Source organism: Kitasatospora sp. NPDC088861 (assembly GCF_044750105.1).
Taxonomy (GTDB): Bacteria; Actinomycetota; Actinomycetes; order Streptomycetales; family Streptomycetaceae; genus Kitasatospora.
In genome coordinates this window covers 748,008-772,896 of sequence record NZ_JBIVJF010000001.1, presented here as the reverse complement: position 1 = coordinate 772,896, position 24,889 = coordinate 748,008, and the positions used below count along the sequence as shown (strand labels likewise).

26 protein-coding genes and 1 pseudogene are annotated in these 24,889 nt (G+C 73.4%); 14 read left to right on the top strand and 13 right to left on the bottom strand.

Features of this window, described 5'->3' with window-relative positions; genetic code table 11:
* Positions 1–246: 246 nt before the first annotated feature.
* Complete coding sequence (locus tag ACIP37_RS03380; RefSeq protein ID WP_363581454.1) at positions 247–867, bottom strand: TIGR03086 family metal-binding protein; 621 nt, start codon at positions 865–867, stop codon at positions 247–249.
* A complete protein-coding gene (locus ACIP37_RS03375) occupies positions 864–1,730 on the bottom strand; it encodes an alpha/beta hydrolase (protein WP_400804456.1) in 867 nt (288 codons plus the stop codon). Before ACIP37_RS03375 ends, ACIP37_RS03380 begins: the two co-directional genes overlap by 4 nt.
* Before the next feature lie 174 nt (positions 1,731–1,904).
* Between ACIP37_RS03375 and ACIP37_RS03370 the strand changes: the two genes are divergently transcribed.
* Positions 1,905–2,546, top strand: coding sequence for a TetR/AcrR family transcriptional regulator (locus ACIP37_RS03370; RefSeq protein ID WP_363581458.1), 642 nt, complete (start codon positions 1,905–1,907; stop codon positions 2,544–2,546).
* Positions 2,547–2,553: 7 nt separating this feature from the next.
* Here the strand turns inward: ACIP37_RS03370 and ACIP37_RS03365 are convergent, their stop codons facing one another.
* Both ACIP37_RS03365 and ACIP37_RS03360 read right to left on the bottom strand, forming a co-directional pair.
* On the bottom strand, positions 2,554–3,882 hold the full coding sequence (locus ACIP37_RS03365; protein ID WP_363628060.1) for an amidase: 1,329 nt from the start codon (positions 3,880–3,882) through the stop codon (positions 2,554–2,556).
* Between the two features lie 30 nt (positions 3,883–3,912).
* Positions 3,913–4,143 (bottom strand): hypothetical protein, encoded by a 231-nt coding sequence (locus ACIP37_RS03360; protein WP_350880659.1) that lies wholly within the window; start codon positions 4,141–4,143, stop codon positions 3,913–3,915.
* A gap of 208 nt (positions 4,144–4,351) precedes the next feature.
* On the opposite strand from ACIP37_RS03360, the gene ACIP37_RS03355 reads away from it, so the two are divergent.
* Entirely contained in the window at positions 4,352–5,335 is a 984-nt protein-coding gene (locus tag ACIP37_RS03355; protein WP_363628059.1) for an LAETG motif-containing sortase-dependent surface protein, read from the top strand.
* A 90-nt stretch (positions 5,336–5,425) separates the two neighbouring features.
* Here the strand turns inward: ACIP37_RS03355 and ACIP37_RS03350 are convergent, their stop codons facing one another.
* Positions 5,426–6,064 carry an ATP-binding protein gene (locus ACIP37_RS03350; protein WP_400804451.1) on the bottom strand — a complete coding sequence of 213 codons (639 nt, stop codon included), beginning with the start codon at positions 6,062–6,064 and terminating at the stop codon, positions 5,426–5,428.
* Positions 6,065–6,293: 229 nt separating this feature from the next.
* Here ACIP37_RS03350 and ACIP37_RS03345 point away from each other — a divergent pair, with 229 nt between their 5' ends.
* The 11 genes from ACIP37_RS03345 to ACIP37_RS03295 all read left to right on the top strand — a co-directional run bounded on the left by ACIP37_RS03345 (position 6,294) and on the right by ACIP37_RS03295 (position 18,766).
* Positions 6,294–7,124, top strand: coding sequence for a hypothetical protein (locus ACIP37_RS03345; RefSeq protein WP_363581468.1), 831 nt, complete (start codon positions 6,294–6,296; stop codon positions 7,122–7,124).
* Between the two features lie 206 nt (positions 7,125–7,330).
* Positions 7,331–8,086: a YcnI family protein gene (locus ACIP37_RS03340; RefSeq protein ID WP_400804448.1), complete on the top strand. Its 756-nt coding sequence runs from the start codon at positions 7,331–7,333 to the stop codon at positions 8,084–8,086.
* Positions 8,087–8,165: 79 nt separating this feature from the next.
* Positions 8,166–8,834: an SCO family protein gene (locus ACIP37_RS03335; RefSeq protein WP_363581472.1), complete on the top strand. Its 669-nt coding sequence runs from the start codon at positions 8,166–8,168 to the stop codon at positions 8,832–8,834.
* Entirely contained in the window at positions 8,831–9,352 is a 522-nt protein-coding gene (locus ACIP37_RS03330) for a copper chaperone PCu(A)C (protein WP_363581474.1), read from the top strand. Before ACIP37_RS03335 ends, ACIP37_RS03330 begins: the two co-directional genes overlap by 4 nt.
* A gap of 13 nt (positions 9,353–9,365) precedes the next feature.
* Positions 9,366–11,390 (top strand): FixH family protein, encoded by a 2,025-nt coding sequence (locus ACIP37_RS03325; protein ID WP_363581476.1) that lies wholly within the window; start codon positions 9,366–9,368, stop codon positions 11,388–11,390.
* A gap of 5 nt (positions 11,391–11,395) precedes the next feature.
* Complete coding sequence (gene efeB / locus ACIP37_RS03320) at positions 11,396–12,733, top strand: iron uptake transporter deferrochelatase/peroxidase subunit (RefSeq protein WP_363628056.1); 1,338 nt, start codon at positions 11,396–11,398, stop codon at positions 12,731–12,733.
* Between the two features lie 125 nt (positions 12,734–12,858).
* The gene (pheA, locus tag ACIP37_RS03315) at positions 12,859–13,794 is read left to right on the top strand and encodes a prephenate dehydratase (RefSeq protein WP_363581480.1); all 936 of its coding nucleotides are present in this window, start codon (positions 12,859–12,861) and stop codon (positions 13,792–13,794) included.
* Between the two features lie 537 nt (positions 13,795–14,331).
* Positions 14,332–15,606: a serine--tRNA ligase gene (gene serS, locus ACIP37_RS03310; RefSeq protein ID WP_363581482.1), complete on the top strand. Its 1,275-nt coding sequence runs from the start codon at positions 14,332–14,334 to the stop codon at positions 15,604–15,606.
* Positions 15,607–15,653: 47 nt separating this feature from the next.
* Complete coding sequence (locus ACIP37_RS03305) at positions 15,654–16,529, top strand: HAD family hydrolase (RefSeq protein ID WP_363581484.1); 876 nt, start codon at positions 15,654–15,656, stop codon at positions 16,527–16,529.
* A gap of 143 nt (positions 16,530–16,672) precedes the next feature.
* Entirely contained in the window at positions 16,673–17,404 is a 732-nt protein-coding gene (locus ACIP37_RS03300) for a FadR/GntR family transcriptional regulator (RefSeq protein WP_063351236.1), read from the top strand.
* A 66-nt stretch (positions 17,405–17,470) separates the two neighbouring features.
* Positions 17,471–18,766 carry a CynX/NimT family MFS transporter gene (locus tag ACIP37_RS03295; protein ID WP_400804442.1) on the top strand — a complete coding sequence of 432 codons (1,296 nt, stop codon included), beginning with the start codon at positions 17,471–17,473 and terminating at the stop codon, positions 18,764–18,766.
* Between the two features lie 48 nt (positions 18,767–18,814).
* Here ACIP37_RS03295 and ACIP37_RS03290 read toward each other — a convergent pair whose 3' ends face one another.
* The 4 genes from ACIP37_RS03290 to ACIP37_RS03275 form a co-directional block, all read right to left on the bottom strand.
* Entirely contained in the window at positions 18,815–19,534 is a 720-nt protein-coding gene (locus ACIP37_RS03290; protein ID WP_063348377.1) for an ABC transporter permease, read from the bottom strand.
* A 148-nt stretch (positions 19,535–19,682) separates the two neighbouring features.
* Positions 19,683–20,600 carry an ABC transporter ATP-binding protein gene (locus ACIP37_RS03285; RefSeq protein WP_363621121.1) on the bottom strand — a complete coding sequence of 306 codons (918 nt, stop codon included), beginning with the start codon at positions 20,598–20,600 and terminating at the stop codon, positions 19,683–19,685.
* A gap of 25 nt (positions 20,601–20,625) precedes the next feature.
* Positions 20,626–21,528: an ABC transporter permease gene (locus ACIP37_RS03280; protein WP_400804438.1), complete on the bottom strand. Its 903-nt coding sequence runs from the start codon at positions 21,526–21,528 to the stop codon at positions 20,626–20,628.
* A complete protein-coding gene (locus ACIP37_RS03275) occupies positions 21,512–22,474 on the bottom strand; it encodes an ABC transporter ATP-binding protein (protein ID WP_363581494.1) in 963 nt (320 codons plus the stop codon). The genes ACIP37_RS03280 and ACIP37_RS03275 overlap by 17 nt, the downstream gene beginning before the upstream one ends.
* A 355-nt stretch (positions 22,475–22,829) precedes the next feature.
* Between ACIP37_RS03275 and ACIP37_RS03270 the strand changes: the two are divergent.
* Positions 22,830–23,033: pseudogene (locus tag ACIP37_RS03270) on the top strand (LLM class flavin-dependent oxidoreductase); the annotation flags it as partial.
* A gap of 76 nt (positions 23,034–23,109) precedes the next feature.
* Here the strand turns inward: ACIP37_RS03270 and ACIP37_RS03265 are convergent.
* From ACIP37_RS03265 to ACIP37_RS03250, 4 genes are read right to left on the bottom strand one after another with little or no spacing between them, the layout of a single operon-like run.
* Positions 23,110–23,571: a DUF5615 family PIN-like protein gene (locus ACIP37_RS03265; protein WP_363581496.1), complete on the bottom strand. Its 462-nt coding sequence runs from the start codon at positions 23,569–23,571 to the stop codon at positions 23,110–23,112.
* The gene (locus ACIP37_RS03260; RefSeq protein ID WP_363581498.1) at positions 23,568–24,215 is read right to left on the bottom strand and encodes a DUF433 domain-containing protein; all 648 of its coding nucleotides are present in this window, start codon (positions 24,213–24,215) and stop codon (positions 23,568–23,570) included. The genes ACIP37_RS03265 and ACIP37_RS03260 overlap by 4 nt, the downstream gene beginning before the upstream one ends.
* 59 nt (positions 24,216–24,274) lie before the next feature.
* A complete protein-coding gene (locus ACIP37_RS03255; protein ID WP_363581500.1) occupies positions 24,275–24,499 on the bottom strand; it encodes a hypothetical protein in 225 nt (74 codons plus the stop codon).
* Positions 24,500–24,551: 52 nt separating this feature from the next.
* Entirely contained in the window at positions 24,552–24,863 is a 312-nt protein-coding gene (locus ACIP37_RS03250; protein WP_363581502.1) for a hypothetical protein, read from the bottom strand.
* Positions 24,864–24,889 lie beyond the last annotated feature (26 nt).

Sequence of the window (24,889 nt, the reverse complement as noted above, 5' to 3'; positions counted from 1 at the left end):
AATAGCGACCGGACAATTCGGCCAATCAGGGCCTGTCAGGTTTGGGATCACCTTCGGGTGTCCGGGCGGCCCGGGACTGACGAGGAGCAGGAGATGTTCTGGGAGTTCATCGTGCTAGTGGCCGCCTCGACCGGCTTTCCGACCGCCGCGCTGCTCTTCCTGATCGGCGGGCCGCGCTTCCCCGACGAACAGCGCGGCGGCCGGCACGCCTGACGCCAGGCCTGCGCCCGCCCGCACCCGAAAGCTTCAGGCCTTCCAGGCCGGGTCACGCCCGAGCAGGGCCAGCGCGCGGTCGAACCGGCCGCCCGCCGCACCCGGTTCGAGGCGCGGCGCGAACGCCTTGCCCGGCACCCGGTTCTCCGGCGCGGCCGGGACGGCCCCGGCGACCGCCAGCAGGGTCGCCGCCAGCGCCTCGTCGCCGTCCACGACGGCGGTGAACGGGGCCTGGACACCGAGCGCGGCCGCGACGTCCCAGCCGTGCACCAGGGTGTCGAGCAGGTGGAAGCCGACCGCGTGCGCCAGCGGGAAGGGGCCGCCGTGCTGGATCTCCGGCAGCCAGACCTCGCGCCCGGCCGCCACGGCCTCGCGGAACGCCTCGGTGAGCTCGGCGCCCGTGCGGCGGAAGGCGCCCGCCGGGTCGTCGCCGACCGGGGCGTCGGCCCAGAGCGCGAGGTCGGGCCCGGCGCCGCGGGCGGCCGCGGCGAAGCCCTGGTGCTGGCCGACGATGTGCTCCATCAGCCGGCGCAGCGTCCAGCCCGCGCACGGGCTCGGCAGCTCCAGCTGGTCCGACCGCAGACCGTCCACCACTTCGGCGGCCAACTCCAGGGACCGGGCGTGCAGTTCGACGAGCTCTCCGGCACGGCTCATGCGGCGCTGACCTCCTGACCGGCCGACAGGAAGCCGATCGCGTTGTCGATGACGGTGGGCTCGGCGACGATCCGGCGGTGGCCGAGCCCTCGGGTGACCAGTAGTTCCAGCCGGTCACCGTACGCGGCTTTCAGGCGCCGCGCGTGCGATATTCCGACCACGTCGTCGCCCTCGTCGTGCGCCACCAGGATCGGCGGCGACACCTCCTCGGGCCGGTGCGCGGCGTCGAAGCGCCGCCACGGGTCCTCGGTGCCGGCGAACAGCTCGTGCTCGATCCGGTGCCGCAGGTCCCGCTCGATCACCGGGCCGAGGCCGAGCCCGGCGCAGAACGCGCCCGGCAGGTAGGCGAATTCGCTGACCCCGGCGAGCGCGACCAGCCGCCCGGCCCGGACCCCCTCGCGCAGCGCCAGGAACGCCCCGGCCACGCCCAGCGAGTGCGCCACGATCGCCTCGAACCCGCCGTAGCCGTCCTGGAGTTGCCCGGCGATGGCGCGGTACTCCAGCACCGTGGTGGCCCGGCCGCCGGAGTCGCCGTGGCCTGGCGCGTCGAAGGCGACCGGGCTCAGCCCGAGCGCGCGCAGCCGGGGCACGTAGGGGGCGAAGCGCGAGGCGCGGGAGCGCCAGCCGTGCATCAGCAGCACCGGCCGGGCGCCGTCGCCCCAGCGGTAGACGACGACGTCCTTGCCGTTCACGGTGATCCGCTCGACGGCGGCCTGCCGGTGGGTCTCCCGCTCGGCGGGGCGGACGGCGCTGCGCCGCAGCGGACGCTGGAACAGCTCGTACGTGGCGCGGCCGGCCAGCCGGGGCGCCAGGTGCGAGGTGGTGTTGAGGGCGGTGCGAACCAGTGCGAGGGCCGGGTCCATGCGGTCTCCCTGTCGGTGCGGACGGGCGTGCCGGGGTGCGGGGCCGTACTGGGCCCGGATATTAGCACGACCGTTCGTGCAGTTTCATGGGCGGGAAGTCCGCCGCCCGCCCCCGGGCTACCCTGGCGGCACGCACCGCGACGGCGACGGCGACGACGAGAACTGAGGTGGCCGATGGCCGGGTCGACCACGGACGGACGGGTCCTGCGCGGCGAGGAGACCCGCCGGGCGGTGCTGCACCGCGCCGTCGCGATCGCCTCCGTCGAAGGCCTCGGCGCGCTCTCCATCGGTCGCCTCGCCACCGACCTCGGGCTCAGCAAGAGCGGCGTGTTCGCCGGCTTCGGCTCCAAGGAGGAGCTCCAGCTCGCCACCGTCCGCGCCGCCCGCCGCATCTTCGCCGACGCCGTCGTCGCCCCGGTCGCCGACACCCCGCCCGGCCTCGCCCGGGCCCGCGCCCTCTGCGAGAGCTGGCTCGCCTACTCCCGGGCCCGGGTCTTCCCCGGCGGCTGCTTCTTCTACGAGGTCACCGCCGAGTTCGACGCCCGCCCCGGCGCCGTCCGGGACGCCCTCGCCGACTGCGCCCGCGAGTGGCGCCAGGTGATCGCCGACGCCCTCGCCGAGGCCCGCGCCACCGGCGGCCTGCGGCCCGGCACCGACCTCGACGACCTCGCCTTCGCCCTGATCGCCCTCCTGGAGACGGCCAACTCGCAGGCCGTGCTGCACGACGAGGACACCCCCTACCAGCGGGCCGGCCGCCTCCTGCTGCGCCTGCTGCGCGCCGAGGCCACCGACCCGGCCGACCCGGCGCTCGCCTAGCAGGCTCCTAGGCTTTTCCGCCCAGCGCCCCTTCCAGGAAAGCCGCCTGGGCCAGCAGCCGCTCGTCGCCGCCCGCCGCGCCCACCACCTGGAGGCCCAGCGGCAACCCCTCCGCCGTCCGTCCGGCCGGCAGGCTCAGCGCGGGCAGGCCCAGGTAGCTCCACGGCAGCGACATCACCGCGTCCCCGGTGGTGTGCAGGCCCTCCGGCGCCCCGCCGGTCGCCGACGGCGCCAGCCACAGGTCCACTCCGACCTCGGCGGTCGCCCGGGCGACCCGCTCGCGCAACCGCTCCCGGGCCTGGAGCGCGGCCGCCCGGTCCTCTGCCGCGACGCCCTGGCCGACCCGGATGCTCGCCGCCGTCTCCGGCCGGTACAGGCCGCCGAACCGGGCGAACCAGTCGGCGTGGCCGCGGGCCAGCTCGAAGCGGTTGATCGTCTGCAATTGCCGGGTGATCCCGGCGAAGTCCGGGAACAGCGGCACCCGGCGCACCGTCAGGCCAGCCTGCGCCAGGCGCTCCAGGCTCTCCTCGAAGACGCGCAGCGCCGCCGGCTCGGCCCGCTCCAGGTACGCGCCGTCCGGGACCCCGAGCACCGGCCGGCCCCCGGCCGCCGGCCCGCCGCGCCAGTCGTCGCCCCGCCAGTCGTCGCAGAGCAGTGCAGCCGCCAGGGCCGCCCCGGCCAGGTCGGCCGTGAACACCCCCAGGGTGTCGAAGCTCGGCGCGTTCGGGATCACCCCGGCCATCGGGATCCGCCCGTACGTGGGCCGGAAGCCCACCACCCCGCAGTACGCGGCCGGCCGGATCACCGATCCCACCGTCTGGGTGCCGACCGCCAGCGGCACCAGCCCCGCCGCGACCGCCGCCGCCGACCCGCTGCTGGAGCCGCCCGGGGTGTGCCCGGGATGGTGCGGGTTGCGGGTCGGTCCTGGCGCGCTCGCCGCGAACTCGGCGGTCACCGTCTTGCCGGCGACCAGCGCCCCGGCCGCCCGCAGCCGGTCCACCACCACGGCCTGCGGCCCCGCCAGGACCCCCGGCGGCAGCGCCGAACCGCCGTGCGTGGGCAGCCCGTCCACGTGCACGATGTCCTTGACCCCCACCGTCACCCCGTACAGCGGCGGCCGCCCGGCCGGCTCGGGGTACCGCGCGGCCAGCGCCCGCGCCTGCGCGCGCAGCCGCTCGTGCCGCCCCGGCTCCGGGACGAACGCGTGGATCAACGGATCCACCCGCTCGACCAGCCCGCAGAACCGGTCGACGTGCTCGGACAGGCCCGGTACGCCGGACCGCAGCCCGGCGGCCTCACGGGTCAACGACCGTGGCCGGGCGAGGGGTTGCTCCATGCCGATCACGGTAGACCACCCGTTGGCGCGCTACTGGTGTTCGGCCGACAGGTACGGCGTCTCGCGCAGGTAGTACGCCCCGCAGGTGTGGCAGCACAGCTCCGGCGTCTTGCCCCAGTCCACCGGTTCCCGCACCTGCGCGCCCGGGTCGAGCTCCCGGCCGCACATCGCCACGCTCTCCGCCCCCCGGACCATGTGCCACAACCGCACCCCGCCGGTCGCACCCCCGGCCCCGTACTCGGCTCGCATCTGGTGCTTCATGCGGCCATCGTCCGGCCCCCCGGTCACCCCGGCAACCGGTGGCCGAACGGGCGTGCTGGGCAGCATCGATCACTTAGCGCCAAATCCGATCGAAACCAGCCACCCGCAACCGGTAGGGTTCGCGGGCGCGACCAGCGCCGACGGCCCTGCCGGAGGTCTCAAGTCGCCCGAAATCAACCCCATTTACCCCAATCTGGAGCTTCTCAACGTGCGCTCTTCTCGCCTTCTGGCCGCGTCCGCGCTGATGGCGCTCTCCTTCGGCACCACGGTCGGCGCCGTCAGCGCGAGTGCGGTCGGAGTCCCCTCCTCTCCGCCCCCCACCTCCAGCACGGCCACCCCGAGCGCCCCCGCGCCGAGCACCCCCGCGCCGAGCACCCCGGCCCCGAGCACCACCCCGAGCGCCCCCGCCACGGCGACTCCGAGCACCACCCCCAGCCACACCGCGACGGCCACCCCCACCAACCGGCCGTCCACCCTGCCGATGCCGACCCCGACCAACAGCATGCGATGCCACGGCGGCGTCTACCAGAGCCCGCTGCTCAAGGTCACCGGCTCCGGCCTGTACGGCACCACCCTGGTCAAGGGCGGACCGGCCGCCGAGCTGAGCGTGACCTGGCAGAACAACAGCGGCGTCGATCTGCCCGTCGTCCACAACTCGCTCTACGTCACCGACGAGTTCGACGGGGACTACCCCGTCCAGTGGAGCACCGAGTTCTTCGACGTGCAGCTGAACACCGGCTCCGGCTGGAAGCCCGCAAAGCTCGACGACCGCGACCTCCAGTCGCCGGACATCAAGCTGGCCAAGGGCGAGAAGATCACCTACCAGGTCCGGATCGCCGCCACCGCCAAGGCCCCGGTCGGGAACTACGGCGCCAACTACGACGCCGGCTCCGACGCGTTCGACAACGACAAGGTGCCCACCCCGGCCAACGACAAGCCGAACGCCTGCACCCAGTTCTACAACCCCTTCGAGGGCAAGTTCCGGGTCGCCGAGGCCGGTGGCGCCAGCAGCACCCCCGCGGCCGCCGGCCACGGTTCGGCCTCCGCCTCGCCGTCGGCGGGCCCGCACCTGGCCGAGACCGGCGCCGACTCCAACACCCTGCCGATCGCCCTCGGCGGCGCCGCCGTCCTGGCGGCCGGCGCCGGCACCGTGTTCGTCCTGCGCCGCCGCAAGGCCGGCGCGCACAGCTGACCCCTGCACCCGGGTGAACGCCGGGGGCGCGGACCGTGGTCCGCGCCCCCGGCGTTCGTCGTATCAGTCCGTCGTCATCGGTTCGCCGTGTCAGGACGCTGCCCGCAACAAGGCGCCGTCCTGCCACTTGAGGATCTTGTCGAAGCTCACGATGGCGCCCCGGAGCGGGTGGTTGCGGAGCTGGACGTGGTCGGTGAGGGCGTGGATGAGGAAGAGGCCCCGGCCGGATTCGGCGGTGAGGTCCGGGAGGGTGTCGAGGTCCACGGGGCGCAGCGTGGGCGCCGTGGGGCGGGCGGGGAGGACGTGGGTGTCGTAGGGGTGGCCGTCGCGCCGGGGCTGGTGGGCGGTGAGGACGCGGGCCGGGACGGTGGCGCGGCCGCGGCGGGGGCGGCGGTGCGCGGCCGGGCGGGGCGGCGGCGGGGGGACGGGGCGGCGGCGCAGCGCCGGGGCGGGGGTGCCGACGGGGCCGGGCAGGCCGGGGCCGGAGTCGGTGACCTCGATCCGCAGGCGGTCGCCGCTGATCGAGGCGGTGACCTGGAAGCCGCCGTCGGGCCGCCCGCAGGCGCCGTGCTCGACGGCGTTGGCGCAGGCCTCGCTGAGGGCGACGCCGAGGTCGTGGGCGATCTGCGGGTCGACGCCCGCCGTCGCCATGGCACCGAGCAGGATGCGCCGGGCCAGCGGGACGCTGGCCGGGTCGCGCTTGAGGTGCAGAGTCCACCAGATGTCCACGGGAGGTCCCTCCTGGCTGCGGCTCCACATACAACTAGGTATCTCCGGGCGATTCGGCGGTGAACCGTGCCCGGGGCCCGCTGCCGCCCGTTCGGCGGATGGACTGAGGCCGTGGATTGTGCCGAGTGGCGCACTCGCCGGCCTGCACGCCGCTGCCGAACGGGGCATTCGTAGGGATTTCCCACCCTGCCCACGCGGGCGAGGTAGGCGGTGAGATGATGTCTCGGCCATGACTGCCCTCCCCGCCGCCCCGCTCCCGGGCGCCCTCGCACCGGATGCGCCGGTGGGGGCCGCCGCCTGGGACCTGCGGCTTGCCCGGGCCGTCCCGTTCGCCCTGGTGTGCACGTTGATAGCGGCTGCCGGGCACGCCCTGGCGGGTGGCGGGAACGTGCCGCCGGCCGCGTTGGCGACGGGCTTCGCCGCGGTGCTGGTGCTCGCGGTGGCCTGCGGTGGGCGGGAACGTTCGCTGACGGCCATCGCCGGTGCGCTGGGCGCGGGGCAGCTCGGGCTGCACTGCCTGTTCCACAGCTTCAACGGCCACGCCGCGATCGGCGGCATGGCCGGCATGCACCACGGCGGCTCCGGTCCGCTGACCCTGCCGACCGTGGCGGGCCGGCTGATCTGCAACGAGGCGCGCCCCGGCACGCTGGCCGGCCTGCCGGGGAGCCCGACCGCCGAGCAGCTGGTCTCCTCGGCGGGCCTGGACCCGAACGCGTACGCCGTCGCCCCGTGGTGGCAGGGCGGCGTGTTCGGGATGACGCCGTCGATGCTGGCCGGGCACCTGGCCGCCGCGCTGGTCGCGGGCTGGTGGCTGCGGCGCGGTGAGGCGGCGCTGTGGCGGCTGGTGCGGGTGACCGCGTCGGCGGCCCGGGAGCACTGGGCGGCGCCGCTGCGGTCGGCGCTGGTGCTGGTGGCGGCGCTGCTGCGCGGCCTGTTCGGCGCGGCCGGTCCGGCCCGCCGGTTCGGCGTCCGGGGCGGGGAGAGTCCGCTTCCGGCGGGTGCCGCGCTGCGGCACAGCGTGGTGCGGCGCGGTCCGCCGCTCGGGGCCTTCGCGTACTGATCCGGCTCCTGGCGCCCCGTTCGTGTCGGGCCCCGGTCGTGCGCAGCGTCCCGGGCCGGTCCCGCGTGTCCCCGACACGCCGACGGCCCCCGGTTCCGCCCCCACACGTCCCCAGCACGTCCCCACGCGCGGCCCCGCCGAGGCACGGTCTTCCCGTCGCCCGGACGCGGGCCGGTCCGCCGAGCTCCGATCGGAGACACCGCATCATGCGTTCCCTTCCCACCCGCCGTCTCGCCGCCGTCGCCCTCACCGCCGCCGCCTCCGTGGTGGCGCTGGCCGGTCCCGCGTTCGCGCACGTCACCGTGAACCCGGGTGCGGCCGCCCAGGGCGGCTACACGGCCGTCGACTTCCGGGTGCCGAACGAGAGCGACGCCGCCAGCACGGTGAAGCTGGAGGTCAACCTCCCGCTGGACCACCCGCTGGCCTCCGTCCGCACCCTGCCGCTGCCGGGCTGGACCGCGACCGTCGAGAAGGCGAAGCTCGACAAGCCGATCAAGGTGCACGGCAGCGACGTCAACGAGGCCGTCTCCAAGATCACCTGGACCGCCGACGCCGGCACCAAGATCGCCCCCGGTCAGTTCCAGGAGTTCCGGGTCTCGATCGGCCCGCTGCCGTCCGACGCCGACAGCATGGTCTTCAAGACCCTGCAGACCTACGACAACGGCGACATCGTCCGCTGGATCGACGAGTCCAAGGACGGCCAGCCCGAGCCGGCCCACCCGGCCCCCGTCCTGAAGCTCACCAAGGCCGCCGCCGGTGAGGACGCCCACGGCGGCGTCACCGCCTCCCCCTCCGCGGGCGCCCACGGCGACAGCTCCGACCACGCCGCGGCCCCGGCCGGCGCCAAGTCCAGCGACTCCACCGCCCGGGTGCTCGGCGTGGTCGGCATCGTGGTCGGCGTGATCGGCACCGCCGTCGGCGTGCTCGGCCTGCGCCGCCGGAGCAGCGGCTCCGCCTCCTGACCCACCCCGCCGGCGGGGCCGTACCCACGCCCCGGGTACGGTCCCGCCGGCGGTCCCACCCCGCACGATCGGATCTCCCATGCTCCGCACCACCCGCACCACCCGCCTGGCCGGCGCGGCCGCCGTCGCGCTCGCCGCCGCCCTGACGCTGACCGCCTGCGGCTCCTCCGGGGGCGGCTCGACCGCCGCCAAGGTCGTCCAGCAGAAGTCCGACTCGCCGTACCAGGGCACGGTGCTCACCAAGAACTTCGAGAAGCCCGACCTCCAGCTGACCGACACCTCCGGCCAGCCGTACGACCTGCGGCAGCAGACCAACGGCAAGACCACGCTGCTGTTCTTCGGCTACACCAGCTGCCCGGACGTCTGCCCGACCACCATGGGCGACATCGGCGTCGCGATGAAGGCGCTCCCGGCCGAGGAGCGGCAGAAGGTCAACGTCGTCTTCGTCTCCACCGACCCGCAGCGCGACACCCCCAAGGTGCTGCGCACCTGGCTGGACTCGATGGGCAGCGACTTCATAGGCCTGACCGGCGACCTGGCCAAGGTGAAGACGGCCGCCAGGTCGCTCGGCATCATGATCGAGGACCCGGTGGTCAACGCGGACGGCACCGTCACCTCGACCCACGGCGCGCAGGTGCTGGCCTTCCTCCCCTCGGACGACAAGGCGCACGTGCTCTACCTGAGCGGCACCGAGGAGAAGACCTACGAGCACGACCTGCCGCTGCTCGCCAAGGGGGTCGCGGCATGAAGGCCTCGACCGGCCACGCCCCGGCCGGCCGCGCGACCCTCGGCTTCCGACGGACGGCGCTCACGGGCGCGGTACTGGCGACGGCCCTGGGCGGCGGCGCCATCCTGGTCGCCTGCGGGGCAGGCGGTCAGGGCGGTGCCGGCGGCGGGGCGGCGAAGCTGAGCGTCGCCGACTCCTACATCCCGCTGCCCCCGGCCGGCGGGATGGCCGCCGGCTACCTGACCGTCCGCAACGACGGCGGGCAGGACCAGCTGGTCAAGGTGAGCAGCCCGGGCGCCGAGTCCGTCACCATGCACCGCTCGACCCCGTCGAGCATGGAGCAGGTCCCGAGCCTGGACGTGCCCGCGCACGGCGCGTTGGAGTTCGCCCGCGGCGGCACCCACCTGATGATCATGGGATGGCAGAAGGCCCCCGCCCTCGGCGACGAGCTGGAGCTCGACCTGACCTTCGCCAAGTCCGGCACCCTGTCGGTCAAGGTGCCGGTCAAGGAGCTCACCTACCGCCCCGGCCAGAGTTAAGGGGACCGCCAGCATGGAGAAGGCCGCCCACCGCCGCATCGCCGGACTGCTCGGGACGCTCGGCGCGCTGCTCGCGCTGATGCTCGCCGGCGCCGGACCGGCCGCCGCGCACGCCACCCTGGAGTCCACCGACCCGCACCAGAACTCGGTGGTCGCCACCGCCCCGCAGGCGGTCACGCTGACCTTCAGCGAGTCCGTGTCGCTGTCCAGCGACTCGGTGCGGGTGCTCGACCCGGCCGGCAAGGCGGTGGACACCGGCAACCCCGGGCACGCCGACGGCAAGGCGGACACCGCCCGGGTCGGACTGAACAGCGGGCTCGCCAACGGCACGTACACCGTCGCCTGGCGGGCCGTCTCGGAGGACTCGCACCCGATCGGCGGCGCGTTCACCTTCTCCATCGGCGCGCCCTCGGACACCTCGGTGTCCGCCACCGCGCTCCAGGGCGCCAAGGCCGACGGCCTGGTCTCCGCCCTCTACGGCACCGGGCGCACCGTCGCGTACGCGGCGTTCGCGCTGCTCGCCGGCGTCGCCGCGTTCGTGCTGATCTGCTGGCCGGAGGGCGCCGCCCGGCGCCGGATGCAGCGGCTGCTGATGACCGGCTGGGCGGCGCTGCTGGCCTCCACCGTCGCGGTGCTGATGCTGCGCGGCCCGTACGAGCGCGGTTCGGGGATCGGCAAGGCCCTCGACCTGTCGCTGGTGCGCGCCACCCTGGACGAGCGGATCGGCACCGCGCTGGCCGCCCGGCTGCTGCTGCTCGCGGCGAGCGGGGTGTTCCTGTCGCTGCTGGTCGGCCAGTTGGGGCAGCCGGCCCGGCCGGCGGTGCGGCCCGGCGGCGCCGGGAGCACGGGGAGCACGGGGAGCGCCGGAGGCGCGAGCGACGAGGAGGCCGAGGAGGCCGAGCTGCGGGAGCTGGAGCAGCGCGCCGCCGAGCGGCCTCAGCGCGAGGCCCGGCTGGGCCTCGGCGTCGCCGGGCTGGTGCTCTCGATCGCCCTGGCGGCGACCTGGGTCGGCGCCGACCACGCCTCGGTCGGCATCCAGGTCTGGCTGTCGCTGCCGCTCGGCATGCTGCACCTGATCGCGATGGCGCTCTGGCTGGGCGGCCTGGCCGCGTTGCTGGTCGCGCTGCGCGAGGGTGTCGGCGCGCAGGTCGTCGACCGCTTCTCGAAGGTCGCCTTCGGCTCGGTCGCGGTGCTGGCCGCCACCGGCGTCTACCAGTCCTGGCGCGGCCTCGGCAGCTGGGGCGCGCTGACCGGCACCGAGTACGGGCGGCTGCTGCTGGTGAAGACCGGCTGCGTGGCCGTGATGCTCGGCGCCGCCTGGTTCTCCCGCACCTGGCTGGCCCGGCTGCGCGCGGCCCCGGCCGAGGCGGCGGAGGTCGAGCCGGCCGCTGTGCCGGAGCCGGTCGGCGTCGCCGCCGCGCACTCCGAGGACCCGCTCCGGCAGGCCCAGCTGGCCCGCCAGCAGGCGGCCCGGGAGAGCGCCGGGCGCGAGCGCGGACTGACCCCGACCCGGGCCGGGCTGCGCCGCTCGGTGCTGGTCGAGGCACTGGTCGCGGTGGCGGTGCTGGTGGTCACCACGATGCTCACCAACTCCCCGCCCGGGCGGGTGGCGAGCGAGGTCAAGGCCGGTGCCGCCGCACCCGCCGCCGGACCGGCCGCCGGGGGCGCGCCCGCCCCGCAGACCGAGCCGGGCCGCACCGTGGAGCTCAAGCTCCCGTACGACACCAAGGGCCGCACCCCGAACGCCAAGGGGACGGCGACCGTCACCCTCAACCCGGCCCGGACCGGTCCGAACGAGGTGCACCTCGCGCTGACCGGCGCGGACGGGCAGCCGGTGGACGTCCCCGAGGTGCAGCTCGCCTTCACCCTGCCGGACCGCGACCTCGGCCCGCTGCCGGTGGCGCTCACCCCGGAGGGCACCGGCCGCTGGAGCGGCACCGCGCAGCTGCCGCTGGCCGGCACCTGGGTGGTGTCGGTGCAGATCCGCTCCTCCGACATCGACCAGACCACCCCGACCCAGCAGTTCAAGATCGGCTGACCGCGATGGAGCACACCTCGACGGACCGCACCACGGCGGACCGGGCCACGACGGACCGGGCCACGGTGCCGAGGCCCGCAGCACAGGGTGCTCAGGCGCCCGGCCGCGCCGGCTTCACCCGGCGGGCCCTGCTCGGCACCGCCGGCGCCGGGCTGCTGGCCGGCGCCGGAGCCGGCGCCGCCGGGGCGGTCGCCCTGGACCGCCACCCCGGCGCGGCGCCCGCCGCCGGGCCGGGCGGCGCGCTCGGCGCGGCCCGGGTGCCGTTCCACGGCGAGCACCAGGCCGGCATCCTCGAACCCCAGCAGGCCCGGGTCCAGCTGGCCGCCTTCGACCTGGCCGAGGGCGTCGGCCGGGACGGGCTGCGCGCCCTGCTCCAGCGCTGGACGAAGACCGCCGAGCGGCTGACCGCCGGGGAGCCGGCCGAGGACGCCGACAACCAGGTGGCGCTGGACGCCGGCCCCTGCTCGCTCACCCTCACCGTCGGCTTCGGCGCCGCCCTGTTCGACAAGGCCGGGCTGGCCGACCGCCGCCCGCAGGCGCTCGAACCGCTGCCGCCCTTCCCCGCCGACGCGCTCGACCCCGCACGTGGCGACGGCGACCTGTTCGTCCAGATCGGCGCCGACGACGCCCTGGTGGCCGTGCACGCGCTGCGGGTGCTGCAACGCCAGGCGGCCGGCACGGCGGCGCTGCGCTGGCAGTCGGCCGGCTTCGCCCGTACGCCCGGTGCCACCGCGCGCCCGATGACCGGCCGCAACCTGATGGGCCAGATCGACGGCACCAACAACCCCCGGCCGGGCGAGGACGGCTTCGCCGCCAAGGTGTTCTGCACCGCCGGGCCGGACCGGCCGGCCTGGCTCGCCGGCGGCTCGTACCTGGTGTTCCGGCGGATCCGGATGCTGCTGGACAACTGGGAGGCGCTGCCGACCGACCGGCAGGAGCGGGTGATCGGGCGGCGCAAGTCGGACGGCGCGCCGCTCGGCGCACCCGCCGGGGCCGGCGAGCGCACCCCCGTCGACCTGGCCGCGCAGGGCCCGGACGGCGCGCTGGCGATCCCCGCCGACGCGCACGTCCGGGTGGCCGCCCCGGCCGCCAACGGCGGGGCGGCGATGCTGCGGCGCGGGTTCTCGTACCACGACGGCCTGCTGCCCGACGGCTCGCCGGACGCCGGGCTGCTCTTCCTCGCCTTCCAGGCCGACCCGCGCAAGGGCTTCACCCCGGTGCAGCGCAAGCTGGCCCGGGGGGACGGCCTCTCCCGCTTCCTGCGGCACGAGGCCAGCGGCCTGTACGCGGTGCCGCCGGGCGTCCCGGCCGGCGGCTACCTCGGCCAGCAGCTCTTCGAGTAGCACGCCCCCGGCGGTCTCCGGTCCCGGCCACTGAAACGCTTTCCTGGCCGACGGGCGGAGTCGTTATGGTGACTTCTTCGGCAACACCCCTGCCCCGGTTCCCCCCTGTTTCCCACGGAGGCGTCATGTCGGCCACCCGCTACACCTACCTCGGTCCGGCCGGCACCTTCACCGAGGCTGCGCTGCGCACCCTGCCCGAGGCCGCGACCCGGGAGCTGGTGCCGCTGGCCTCGGTACCGCTGGTGCTGGACGCGGTGCGCGGCGGGGACGCCTCCGGGGCGTTCGTCCCGATCGAGAACTCGGTCGAGGGCGCCGTCACCGCGACCAATGACGAACTCGCCGCCGGTGCACCGCTGATGATCTACCGTGAGGTGCTGCTGCCGATCTCCTTCGCGCTGCTGGTGCGGCCGGGCACCGACCTGGCGGGGGTCAAGACGGTGACCAGCCACCCGGTGGCCCAGGCGCAGGTGCGCCGCTGGCTGGCGGCCAACCTGCCGGACGCGCAGTGGGAGTCGGCCGCCTCCAACGCGGACGGCGCCCGGCTGGTCGCCGAGGGCCGCTACGACGGGGCGTTCGCGGGCGAGTTCGCGGCGCCGATCTACGGCCTGGACCCGCTGGTCAAGGACATCGCGGACGCGCAGACCGCGACCACCCGGTTCGTCCTGGTCGGCCGCCCGGGCCGGGTCTCCTCGCCGACCGGCGCGGACAAGACCTCGATGGTGGTCTGGCTGCCGGACGACCACCCGGGCGCGCTGCTGGAGCTGCTCCAGGAGTTCGCGGTGCGCGGGGTCAACCTGATGCGGATCGAGTCGCGGCCGACCGGCGAGGGCATCGGCAACTACTGCTTCCTGATCGACTGCGAGGGGCACCTGTCCGAGCGCCGGGTGGCGGAGGCCCTGATGGGGCTGAAGCGGATCAGCCCGCAGGTGCGGTTCCTCGGCTCCTATCCGCGCGCCGACCGGCAGGTCTCCACGCACCGGCGGCCGGGGACCTCGGACGACGATTTCACGGCCGCCGCCGACTGGCTCTCCCGGTGCCTCGACGGGCGCGGCGACATCTGATCCACGCGAGGGCATCGTGACGACATCTGATCGATGCCCTTTGTCTTTCCGCCCTTTTCCGATCGCTTTCTCCCGGCCGGGCGGAAGGGGGCGGGTGACCGCACCCGTCGTCCACAGGGGCCCGCGGCGCCGGAACCCGCCATCCACAGGGGCGGGGACTATCCACAGCCGAAAGTTATCCACAGGCCTGGGGATGAGTCGACAAACCGGTATAGCCACTGCAGGTTTCGGTCGGATCATTGGTTAGCGGCGTAGAGATGACTAATCGGACCAGAGTCACCCGTGTGCCAGCAAATCACCCGTCCGAGTGCTTCAATTCCCTCACCCGAGAAGGTCAAATGAGGTTTGAAACCTCAATTCCCTGGCTTCGGTGATCGGAGGGCCAACCTCCCCTTCAATCCACAGGCACCGCCCGGATCCTGTGGATAACCCCGGCCCCGCCCGTTCCCCACAGAAGTTATCCACAGGATCCGGGCGGTTATCCCCAGGGGAAAACCCGTACCGGTGGATGAGCCTCCGCCCGGTACGCTTGGGCCTGTGATTGACCTTCGCCTGCTTCGTGAGGACCCTGACCGAGTGCGCGCCTCGCAGCGCGTCCGTGGCGAGGACGTCGACCTGGTCGACGCCCTCCTCTCCGCCGACGAACGGCGCCGGTCCTCGGGCAGTCGCTTCGACGAACTGCGCAGCGAGCAGCGGACGCTCGGCAAGCAGGTCGCCCAGGCCAAGGGCGAGGAGAAGGCCGCCCTGCTGCAGCGCACCAAGGAGCTGGCCGCCGAGGTCAAGGCCGCGGACGCCGAGCAGGGCGCGGCCAAGGAGGAGGCCGATCGCCTGCTCCGCTCGCTGGCGAACCTCATCGACCCGGCCGCCCCGGTCGGCGGCGAGGAGGACTTCGTCACCCTGGAGGAGATCGGCACCCCGCGCGACTTCGCCGCCGAGGGCTTCGAGCCGCGCGACCACGTCGAGCTCGGCCAGATCCTGGGCGCGATCGACACCGAGCGCGGTGCCAAGGTCGCCGGCGCCCGCTCCTACTACCTGACCGGCGTCGGCGCGCTGCTGGAGCTCGCCCTGGTCAACATGGCCATCGCCCAGGCCACCGCGGCCGGCTTCATCCCGATGATCACCCCGACCCTGGTCCGGCCCGCCGCCATGGACGGCACCGGCTTCCTCGGCCAGGCCGCCGAGAACGTGTACCACCTCGCCGAGGACGACCGGTACCTGGTCGGCACCAGCGAGGTCCCGCTCGCCGCGTACCACATGGACGAGATCCTCGACGCCGAGAAGCTGCCGCTGCGCTACGCCGGCTACTCGTCCTGCTTCCGCCGCGAGGCCGGCACCTACGGCAAGGACACCCGCGGCATCATCCGCGTCCACCAGTTCGAGAAGGTGGAGATGTTCGTCTACACCACTCCCGAGGACGCCGAGAACGAGCACCGCCGCCTGCTCCAGTGGGAGAAGGACTTCCTCAACGCGCTGGAGCTGCCCTACCGGGTGATCGACGTCGCCTCCGGCGACCTCGGCGCCTCGGCCGCGCGCAAGTTCGACATCGAGGCCTGGATCCCGACCCAGGGCAAGTACCGCGAGGTCACCTCGACCTCCAACACCACCGAGTACCAGGCCCGCCGGCTCGCCATCCGGATGCGCGAGGAGGGCAAGACCCGCCCGCTGGCCACCCTGAACGGCACCCTGGTCGCCGTCCCGCGCACCATCGTGGCGATCCTGGAGAACCACCAGCAGGCCGACGGCTCGGTGGTCGTGCCCGAGGCACTGCGGCCGTTCCTCGGCGGGCGGACCGTCCTCGAACCGGTCAAGTAGCACCGCGCCACCCGCACCACCCGCAACTCCCGGGAGACGTACGGCCCATGAGCACCACCAGCCCCAGCCCCGTCTCCCCCAACGGTGAGCGCCCGAGCGGTGAGCGCCCGAGCGGTGGCGACCTGCCCTACCGGCTGGTCGCCACCGACCTCGACGGCACCCTGCTGACCAGCACGGAAACCGTCTCCGAGCGCACCCGCGCCGCCCTGGCCACGGCCACCGGCGCGGGCGCGCTGCACATCGTCGTCACCGGCCGCTCCGCCGCCTGGGCCCGCCCGGTCTTCGACGAGATCGGCTACACCGGGATAGCCGTCTGCGGCCAGGGCGCCCAGGTGTACGACGCCGGCGCGCACCGGCTGCTCACCTCCCTCACCCTGGACCGCCGGCTCGCCGCGCTCGCCATCGCCAAGATCGAGGCCGAGACCGGCCCGCTGGCCGTCGCCGCCAACCAGGACGGCCTGGACGGCCAGGTGCTGGCCGGCCCCGGCTACGAGCTGCTGATCGGCTCCGACCTCCCGGTCGTCCGGGTCGACCGCGACCAGCTGCTCGACGCCCCGGTCAGCAAGCTCTACATCCAGCACCCCGGCCTGACCGACGACGCGCTCGCCGAGGCCGCCCGCCGCGTCGCCGGGGACCTGGTCGGCGTCGTGATGGCCGGCGCCGGAGTGGTCGAACTGCTGCCGCTGGGCCTGTCCAAGGCCACCGGGCTGGCCGTCGCCGCCCGCCGCCTGGGCGTCCGCGGGGCCGACACCATCGCCTTCGGCGACATGCCCAACGACGTACCGATGTTCGGCTGGGCGGCCCGCGGCGTGGCGATGGCCAACGCCCACGAGGAACTGCTCGCCGTCGCCGACGAGGTCACCGCGAGCAACGACGAGGACGGCGTCGCCGTCGTCCTGGAACAGCTCTACCCGGGCGTCTAGGCCCTCCTCCTCCTCCCGACCTCGCCGTAGTGTTCGGCGGGGGTTCACCTCCAGTTGTAGGATGACCGGGCAAGCGGTTGTAGGATGACCGATGACCGGCGTTGACCAGCGACACGGTGACCGACAACGAAGGGAGTACCGGCATGACCAACGACGGCAACAGCCTCCAGGCGGCCGGACGGCGCTCCCTGGTGGACACCGCGATCGACCAGCTGCGCGAACAACTGGCCGGCGGCGTCTGGCCGGTGGGATCGCAGATCCCCACCGAGCACGAACTCGCCGAGCGGCTCCAGGTCGGCCGGAACACCGTCCGGGAGGCGATCCGGGTGCTGGTGCACGCCGGCATGCTGGTCTCCCGCCAGGGCGAGGGGACGTTCGTCCGCTCCACCAGCGACCCGGCCGCCGTCCTGCGCGGCGTCCAGCGCTCGGGCATCCGGGACGTCCTGGAGGTCCGGGCCGCGCTGGAGACCGAGGCCGCCCGGCTGGCCGCGCTGCGGCACACCCGCGAGGACGTCGAGCGGATGCGGGCCGCGCTGGCCCGCGAGGCCGAGGTGATCGCCTCGCACGCCGAGCGGACCGACCGCGAGGCCACCGTCGAGCACGACCTGGAGTTCCACACCGCCATCGTCGAGGCCGCGCACAACCCGGCGCTCACCGAGGTCTACCGCTACTTCGGTGCCTCCGTGCGCGAGTCGATGACCTCGGCCTTCGGCGACCACGACATGCCCGAGGTGGCCGTGGCCACCCACGCGGCGCTGGTCGACGCGATCGAGAGCGGCGACCCGGACCGTGCCGAGGCCGCGTGTCGTGCGCTGCTCGCCGAGCCGACCGCGGCCGTCGAGCAGCTCCTCGCGGCCATCGCGGCCCGGAAGTGACGTAGGCACCCGCCTCCCTTCCGTCCTCCGCGCCCTCTCGCACATTCACGAAAGAACAGCACACCCATGGCCGTCACCCGTGCCCAGCAGCCGGTTGCCACCACGTCCCTCCCGCTTCCCGTCCGCACCCGGCTGGCCCACCCCGCGCTGCTGCTGACCGGCATCCTGCTGGTCGCGCTGAACATGCGCGCCTGCCTGGCGGCGGTGTCGCCGATGGTCGGCGAGATCCAGCGGACCTTCGGACTCTCCGCCACCGCGAGCGGACTGATCACCACCGTGCCGGTGCTGTTCCAGGGCGTCGGCGCCCCGCTCACGCCCCGGCTGACCCGGCGGTTCGGCACCGAACGGGTGGTGCTGGGCGCGGTCCTGGTGCTGGGCGCGGGCGTGCTGCTGCGGGTGCTGCCCTCGGTGGCGGCGCTGTACGCGGGCTGCGTGGTGATCGGCGTGGCCATCGCGGTGCTGAACGTGTCGATGCCGGGCCTGGTGAAGCGGGAGTTCCCGGACCGGGCGGCGGCGATGACCGGCGTCTACTCGACCACCATGCTGGTCGGCGCGACCCTGGCGGCCGGTCTGTCGGTGCCGCTGGAGCACGCCCTCGGCGGCGGCTGGCAGGCCTCGCTGGGCACCTGGTCGCTGCTCGCGCTGATCGCCGCGGTGGCCTGGCTGCCGCAGGTGCTGCGCTCCCGGCAGGAGCGGGCGGCGGCGTCCGGGGCAGCGGCGTCCGGGGCAGCGGCCCCTGCCGGTCCTGCGGCCGGTCGTGTGGCCGGTCGTGTGGCCGAGAAGCCGATCGAGGGCATCTGGCGCTCGCCGATGGCCTGGCAGATCAGCCTCTTCATGGGCATCTCGTCGCTGCTGGTGTACACCCTGGTCGCCTGGATGCCGACCATCCTGGCCGACCACGGCATGGACCGCGGCGAGGCCGGCCTGGTCTTCGCCTTCTCCAACCTGGTGCAGGTCGCGGGCGCCTTCCTGGTGCCGCTGCTGGCCGGCCGGATGACCCGCCAGCGCGGGCTGGCGGTGGTCATGGCCGGGCTGAACGGCCTCGGCATCGCCCTGCTGCTGATCGCGCCGGTGTCCGGCGCCTGGGTGTCGGCGACCATCCTGGGCGTCGCCCAGGGCGGTTCGCTGGGCCTGGGCCTGGCCTTCATCGTGCTGCGCACCGGCAGCGCGGCCGGCGCCGCCCAGCTGGGCGGGATGTCGCAGGCGGTCGGCTACCTGGTCGCGGCGGCGGGCCCGGTCGGCGCCGGCGCGCTGCACCAGCTCACCGGCGGCTGGACGGCCACCCTGGTGCTGATGCTGGTGCTGGCCACCGTGGTCGGCGCGGCCGGCTGGGGCGCGGGCCGCAACCGGACGCTCGGCTAGCACCTCCGCTCGGGCCGACCCCGACTGCCCCGGGTCGGCCCCGTCCGGCTACTCCTCGGCGGCCAGGGTCAGTCCGGCCAGCTTCACCGAGGCCAGCACCGTCGCCGCCACGGTGACCGCCAGCAGCAGCGGGACGGCCACCCCGAGCGAGACGTCGGCGCCGATCGCGGCGTCCCCGGCGACCGCCTCGGCCACCGACCGGCCCCACTGCTGGACGCTCAGCGTCCGGGCGCCCGACACGAAGTTGCCGATCAGCGACTCCCAGACCAGCGCGTACCCCAGTCCGGCCACCACCGCGTGCCGGGTGACCACGCCGAGCAGCAGGAACAGCGCGCTGTACGCCGCCCCGGCGACCAGCACGGCCACGGTGTAGCCGAGCGCGATGCCGTCCCTGGTGCCGATCAGCAGCAGGCCGCAGAGCAGCGTCGGGAGGGCGGCGAACACCCAGGTGGTGCCGATCGCGACGACCAGCTTGGTGGTGACGATCTTCCACCGCGGCAGCGGCTTGGCCAGCAGGTAGACGATCGAGCCGTCGTCGATCTCGGTGGCGATCACGCCGGTGCCGACGACCAGGCCGAGGATCGGCACCAGGGTGCCGAGGCCGAGCTGCCCGAGGATCTTGACGGTGAGGTCGTGCTCGTTCCCGCTGGCGGTGCCGCTCGCGACGGCCGAGATGACCAGCAGCAGGGCGGGGACCACCAGCAGCAGGAGGCCGCGGCGGCGGCCCAGCAGGCCGCGCAGGGTCAGCCTGGCGACGGTCGGGTTCATGGTCGGTCGGCCCTTTCCTGGGTCCGGTACGGGAGTTCGGTGGCTCGGACGCCGGGCCTCGCGCGGACGCCGGGCCTCACGCGGACGCCGGGCCTCACGCGGACGCCGGGCCTCACGCGGACGCCGGGCCTCACGCGGATGCCCGGCCTCACGCGGACACCAGGTAGGAGAAGACGCTCTCCAGCGACTCGTCCGCCGGCGAGACGGTGTACAGCCGGATGTCCGCCTCGCGGGCGACCCGGGGCAGCAGGGTGGTGAAGCCCTGGAAGTTCACCGCCTCGATCCGCAGCGCCCGTTCCCGCGCGTCCACCTCGACACCGGTCGTGGAGCCGTCGGCGATCAGCGCGGCGGCCAGCCGACGGTCGTCGCTGGAGCGGACCAGGTAGCGGTGCGGCCGGTCGGTCATCAGCCGGCGGATCTTCCGGAAGTCGCCCGAGGCGGCGTGCCGGCCGGCCACCACGACCTCGATGTGCCGGGCCAGTTGCTCGACCTCCTCCAGGATGTGGGAGGAGAACAGCACCGTCCGGCCGTCCGCGCCGAACCGGCGCAGCAGCTCCATCAGCTGGAGCCGCTGGCGCGGGTCCATGCCGTTGAACGGCTCGTCGAGCAGCAGCACGGCCGGGTCGTGGACCAGCGCGGAGGCCATCTTGACCCGCTGCTTCATGCCCTTGGAGTACGTCCCGGTGCGGCGGTCCTTGGCGTAGGCCATCTCCACCAGGTCCAGGGCGCGCCGGGCGGCGGCGCCCGGGTCGGCGAGACCGTGCAGTTCGGCGTTGGCGAGCACGAACTCCCAGCCGGTCAGGTAGTCGTACATCGACTCCCGCTCCGGGACCAGGCCGATCTGCCGGTACACCTGCTGGTTGCGCCAGATCGGCGCGCCGTCCAGGGTGACCGCCCCGCTGGAGGGCGAGAGGAAGCCGCTCATCATGTGGATGAGGGTCGACTTGCCCGCGCCGTTCGGACCGAGCAGGCCGGTGATGCCTGGGCCGATCGTCATACTGATGTCGTTGACGGCGACCACGTTCCCGAACCAGCGGGAGACCTTGTCGATGGTGATGGTGGCCATGACGCCTCTCAAACTCCTCGGTTCATCAGACGCTGCGGTAGCGGCGCAGCAGCAGCCCGTACGAGCCGGACACCATCGCGAGGACGGCGGCGGTGAAGACGACCACGCCGAGCCCGCCGGGCGCGTGCATCCGGCCGTCCATCCCGCCGACGTCGAAGAGCTGGTTGGTCAGGCTCTCCACCAGGTCGTTCGGCGACAGCAGCGCGATCCACTGGACGGAGTCCGGGACGGTGAGCTCGGTGGCGGTGCCGATCCGGGTCAGGATCGCCACCACGGCCGTGCTGATCGCCAGGTAGCCCATGATCCCGGCCACCCCGAAGCCGCGGCGCGGGGTCGCGGCGGCGACCACCAGCGCCACCGAGGTCGGCACCAGGGAGTACAGCAGGGCGGCGACCAGGCCGGACAGGAAGTGCCCGGTGTTGTGCCCGAAGTCCAGCCCGCCGAGCAGCGCCCCGATGTAGAGGACCAGCAACGGCGCCGCCATCAGCAGGAACTGGGCGCTGACCATGGCGGCGAACTTGGCCCGGACGTAGTCGGCGCGGGTGATCGGGCGGGAGAAGTACAGCGGGACGGTGTGGTGCCGGAGATCCCGGGAGAACAGCACCGGCGCCTGCGAGGCCAGGAAGATCGACACGACCAGCACGAACGAGGACAGGTACCGCGGGTAGTCCAGCGGCAGCTCCTTCGCGCTGGTGGCGAGCGCGATCGCCACCATGACCACGGCCGGCATCGTGACCACGCCGAGCACCAGCATCGGCAGCACCTTGGACTTGCCGGAGCGCCCGAGCCCGTACGCGGCGCGCAGGCTCTGGGTGAACAGCGAGCGGGTGGCGTAGGCCCGGCCGAGCCGGGGCCCGGTGTAGCCGCGGTAGCCGATGTCGTGGATGACGCCGGTGTCGGCGGACCTGGTGTCAGGAGGCAGCGACATCGTCCGTCCCTCCCCTGTTCTCGTCGGTGAAGAGTTCGGCGACCCGGTGGCGACGCTGCTCCAGCCGGACCAGGCCGAGACCCAGTCCGGCGACGGTGTCGCGGATGGTGTCGTAGGTGTCGTCGCCGGCCAGCCGGACCAGCAGCAGGTGCGAACCCTCCGGCTGGACGGACAGCCCGGCGGCGGCCAGCCGTTCGCGGACGGCGTCGCCCGGCTCCGGGACGGCGTCCTGCGGGTGGTCCGTCACCTCGACCGCCAGGACGGCCGTCGCCTCGGTGAAGGAGGCGGTGGAGGAGGAGCGCAGCAGCTTGCCGCCGTCGATCACGACCAGGTGGTCGCAGGTGCGCTCCAGCTCGCCGAGCAGGTGGGTGGTGACCAGCACCGAGATCCCGAAGTCGGTGTGCACCCGGCGGATCAGGCCCAGCATCTCGTCCCGGCCGGCCGGGTCGAGGCCGTTGGTCGGCTCGTCCAGCAGCACCAGCTTCGGGTCGTGCACCAGCGCCTGGGCGAGCTTGACCCGCTGCTTCATGCCGGTCGAGTACCCGCCCATCGGCCGGTACCGCTCCTCGTACAGGCCGACGTGCCGCAGGGTGTCCGCGGTGCGCTCACGGGCGGCGGTGGCCGGCAGCCCCGCCATCCGCGCCATGTGCACCACGAACTCGGTCGCCGACACGTCGGGTGGCAGGCAGTCGTGTTCGGGCATGTAGCCGACCCGTTCGCGGATCTCCGGGCCCCGGGTGGCGACGTCCAGGCCGAGGACCTCGCCGCGGCCGGACGTCGCCGGGGCGAGGCCGAGCAGGATCTTGATGAGGGTGGACTTGCCCGCCCCGTTGGCCCCGACCAGCCCGACCACCCCGGGCCGCACCTCGACGGTGAGCTGGTCGAGGGCGGTGACCCGGGGGAACCTCTTGGTGAGGCCGTCCGTCTTGATGACAGCAGTGGACACCTGCTCAACGTAACGGGCCTACGCGCCAAGGGCTATGAGCTGGAATGACGAGCCCGTCTGCTGCTGCGGTATGACGCCGCGGAGGATCTCCCCTAAGGGGCGGAGCACCTCCCCCTCAGGGTCAGGACGTCCTCGTCGCCCGTGCGAGGCCGGCAACGGGGAATCCGGCGCGAGGTCCGACTCGGAAACGCCACCGGAGTCGCCGTGCCCGCGGTACCGGCCGCTTCCGATGCTCTCCGGGTCGACGTCCTCGATGTGGACGGCCTGGCCCATGCCTGACCTGTCGCACCCGCCTCGACGACCCGGCCGGGAGACGCGAAGGCCGCGCGGCCGTTCCGACGCATAGGTCGACACCATGCGACTGAGTACCGTGATCCTCCCCATCCACCGGTGGAGCGAGGGGCAGAAGATCTGGCGGCGGGCCGAGGAGCTCGGGTTCCATGCCGCGTACACCTATGACCACCTGTCGTGGCGGTCGTTCCGCGACGAGCCGTGGTTCGGATCGATCCCGACACTGACCGCGGCGGCCACCGCGACCGAGCGCCTGCGGCTCGGGACGCCGTGACATCAGTCAATCCTTCTTCATGCATCACACGCTGACCTGCGATGTTCCGCTGGTTCAGCCCCTGATGCCACTACCCCTGTGAGTCGGCGGGCCAGAACTTGGGCGGGGCGCTGGCAGGATCCACGATCCGCAAGCGGCTCTGCTGGGACGGGTCGACCGCATTCAGCGAGATCAGGCGCTGACTGTCTGCCTGGTCGAGTTCAGCCAAGGCATGGGGCAGGCCGGCGCACACGGTGGCGATAGCTGCACCGAGACCCACCAACCCGCCGTGCTTGTGATTCTGGCGGTACTCGATGCGATGCAGGCCCGACTCGGCGATGGCGACTACCTCGAGTGGACGGCTCAGTTGCTTCGTGTCATTCGTGACAACGATCTGAAAGCCGTCCGCTGCCGCACGCGCATAGAGGTCGACGTCCCTGGTTCCCGCCCACCCGCTGAGTTCGGCCACGTGCTCGACAACGTGGTGCTTCAGGAGCAGCCGCACGATCCGTGCCATGGGAAGCGGCACATTCTCGTCGAGCAGCAGCTTCAAGACGCTGCCTGCCGGATTTCCGCATCCTCGTAACTGTCGACATAGTCGGCGAAGTCCGCTGCGTCGCGCGCTGCCTCTGCTGTGACGCCCGGGTAGTAGTCGCCGATCTGCTCAGGTGGCACGCCGTCCCGTAGGAGAGCAGCAACCTCTGTCGCCGGGATACGTGTCCCCTCGACGACCGGCTCGCCGCCTCGCACAGCAGGGTCAATAGACACGTGCGGCCGGGGTTCAAGGAGGTCCGGGATTCGCCGACCACCACGGTAGAAAGGCGCAAGCACGTCCACCATGTCGTGAATGACGACATTGCCCTTGCTCCGCACAAGGTCCACTGCGTGGTCCGGGTCTGCCAGGTAGATCGTGTCACCGCCCGCGACCAGCCGGTAGGCCGAGAGGTGTTCCCCTTCGTCGAGGCCCTCGCGCAACGTGCTCAGCGCCCGCCTGATCTTCTGGAGGGATGCCTCCTCGCGAAGACGGACACAGACTCGGAGAGCGACCACGTCGCGAAAGGAGTAGAGGATCGGACGAGACGTCGAGATCTCCGGCACCAGGACAGCGCCGCGCTCGCCGGTGGCCCGCCGCCAGTGCGACAGCTGCCGCAGAGTCGCACCGGACAACGCGGCAGCCAGTTTGGGCTCGTACGACATGCGGCACCTCCTTGGCTCCAGACGACAATCCGACGCTACTTCATCGTCCCGTACGGGCATCAGGCTCGCCAGCATTTCACCCGGATGAGGCCGCCGAGACGCGCCGCGCCCTCGTCCAGCCGCCGCTCAGGGCCCGCCGCCTCCAGAAGGGCGGGAGTCAACCACCGATCGAAGCGCGCGCTCTGCGCGAAGGCGACCGACTCCCCCTTCAACTCGGCACTGCGCTCGATGAGATCGGTGAGCGAGCACTCGCCGTGATCCGTATCCCGAACGGCGATCGCCATGTCCTGCTTTCTCTGCAGGTGAGTTCCGAAGTGATGTGTGAGCTGCTTGGCGTCAGCCGGTCCAGTGGCGGTAAGCCTCGATCCACTCGGCGCCGTCCGGGGCAGGTGTCGGCATCGGCAGCTCCAGGATCCCGATCTCCTGTCGAACACGGCCGCGAAAGCACAGTGCGACGATCCGGCCATCCTGAGTGAGGTCGACGCCGCGCACAGTCACCTCCACTCCGAGAACCGTCGTGCCGAACGGCACCGCGAGGTTCTCCTCCAGCATGGTGAACAGACCGGTCAGCTGCTCGTCCTCGCCGTAGGCGTCGACGGTGGCCTCATCGATCATGGCCTCAAGCTCGGTCCTGCCCAATGCACCCATGGCACTACGCTAGCGGCTACGCATGT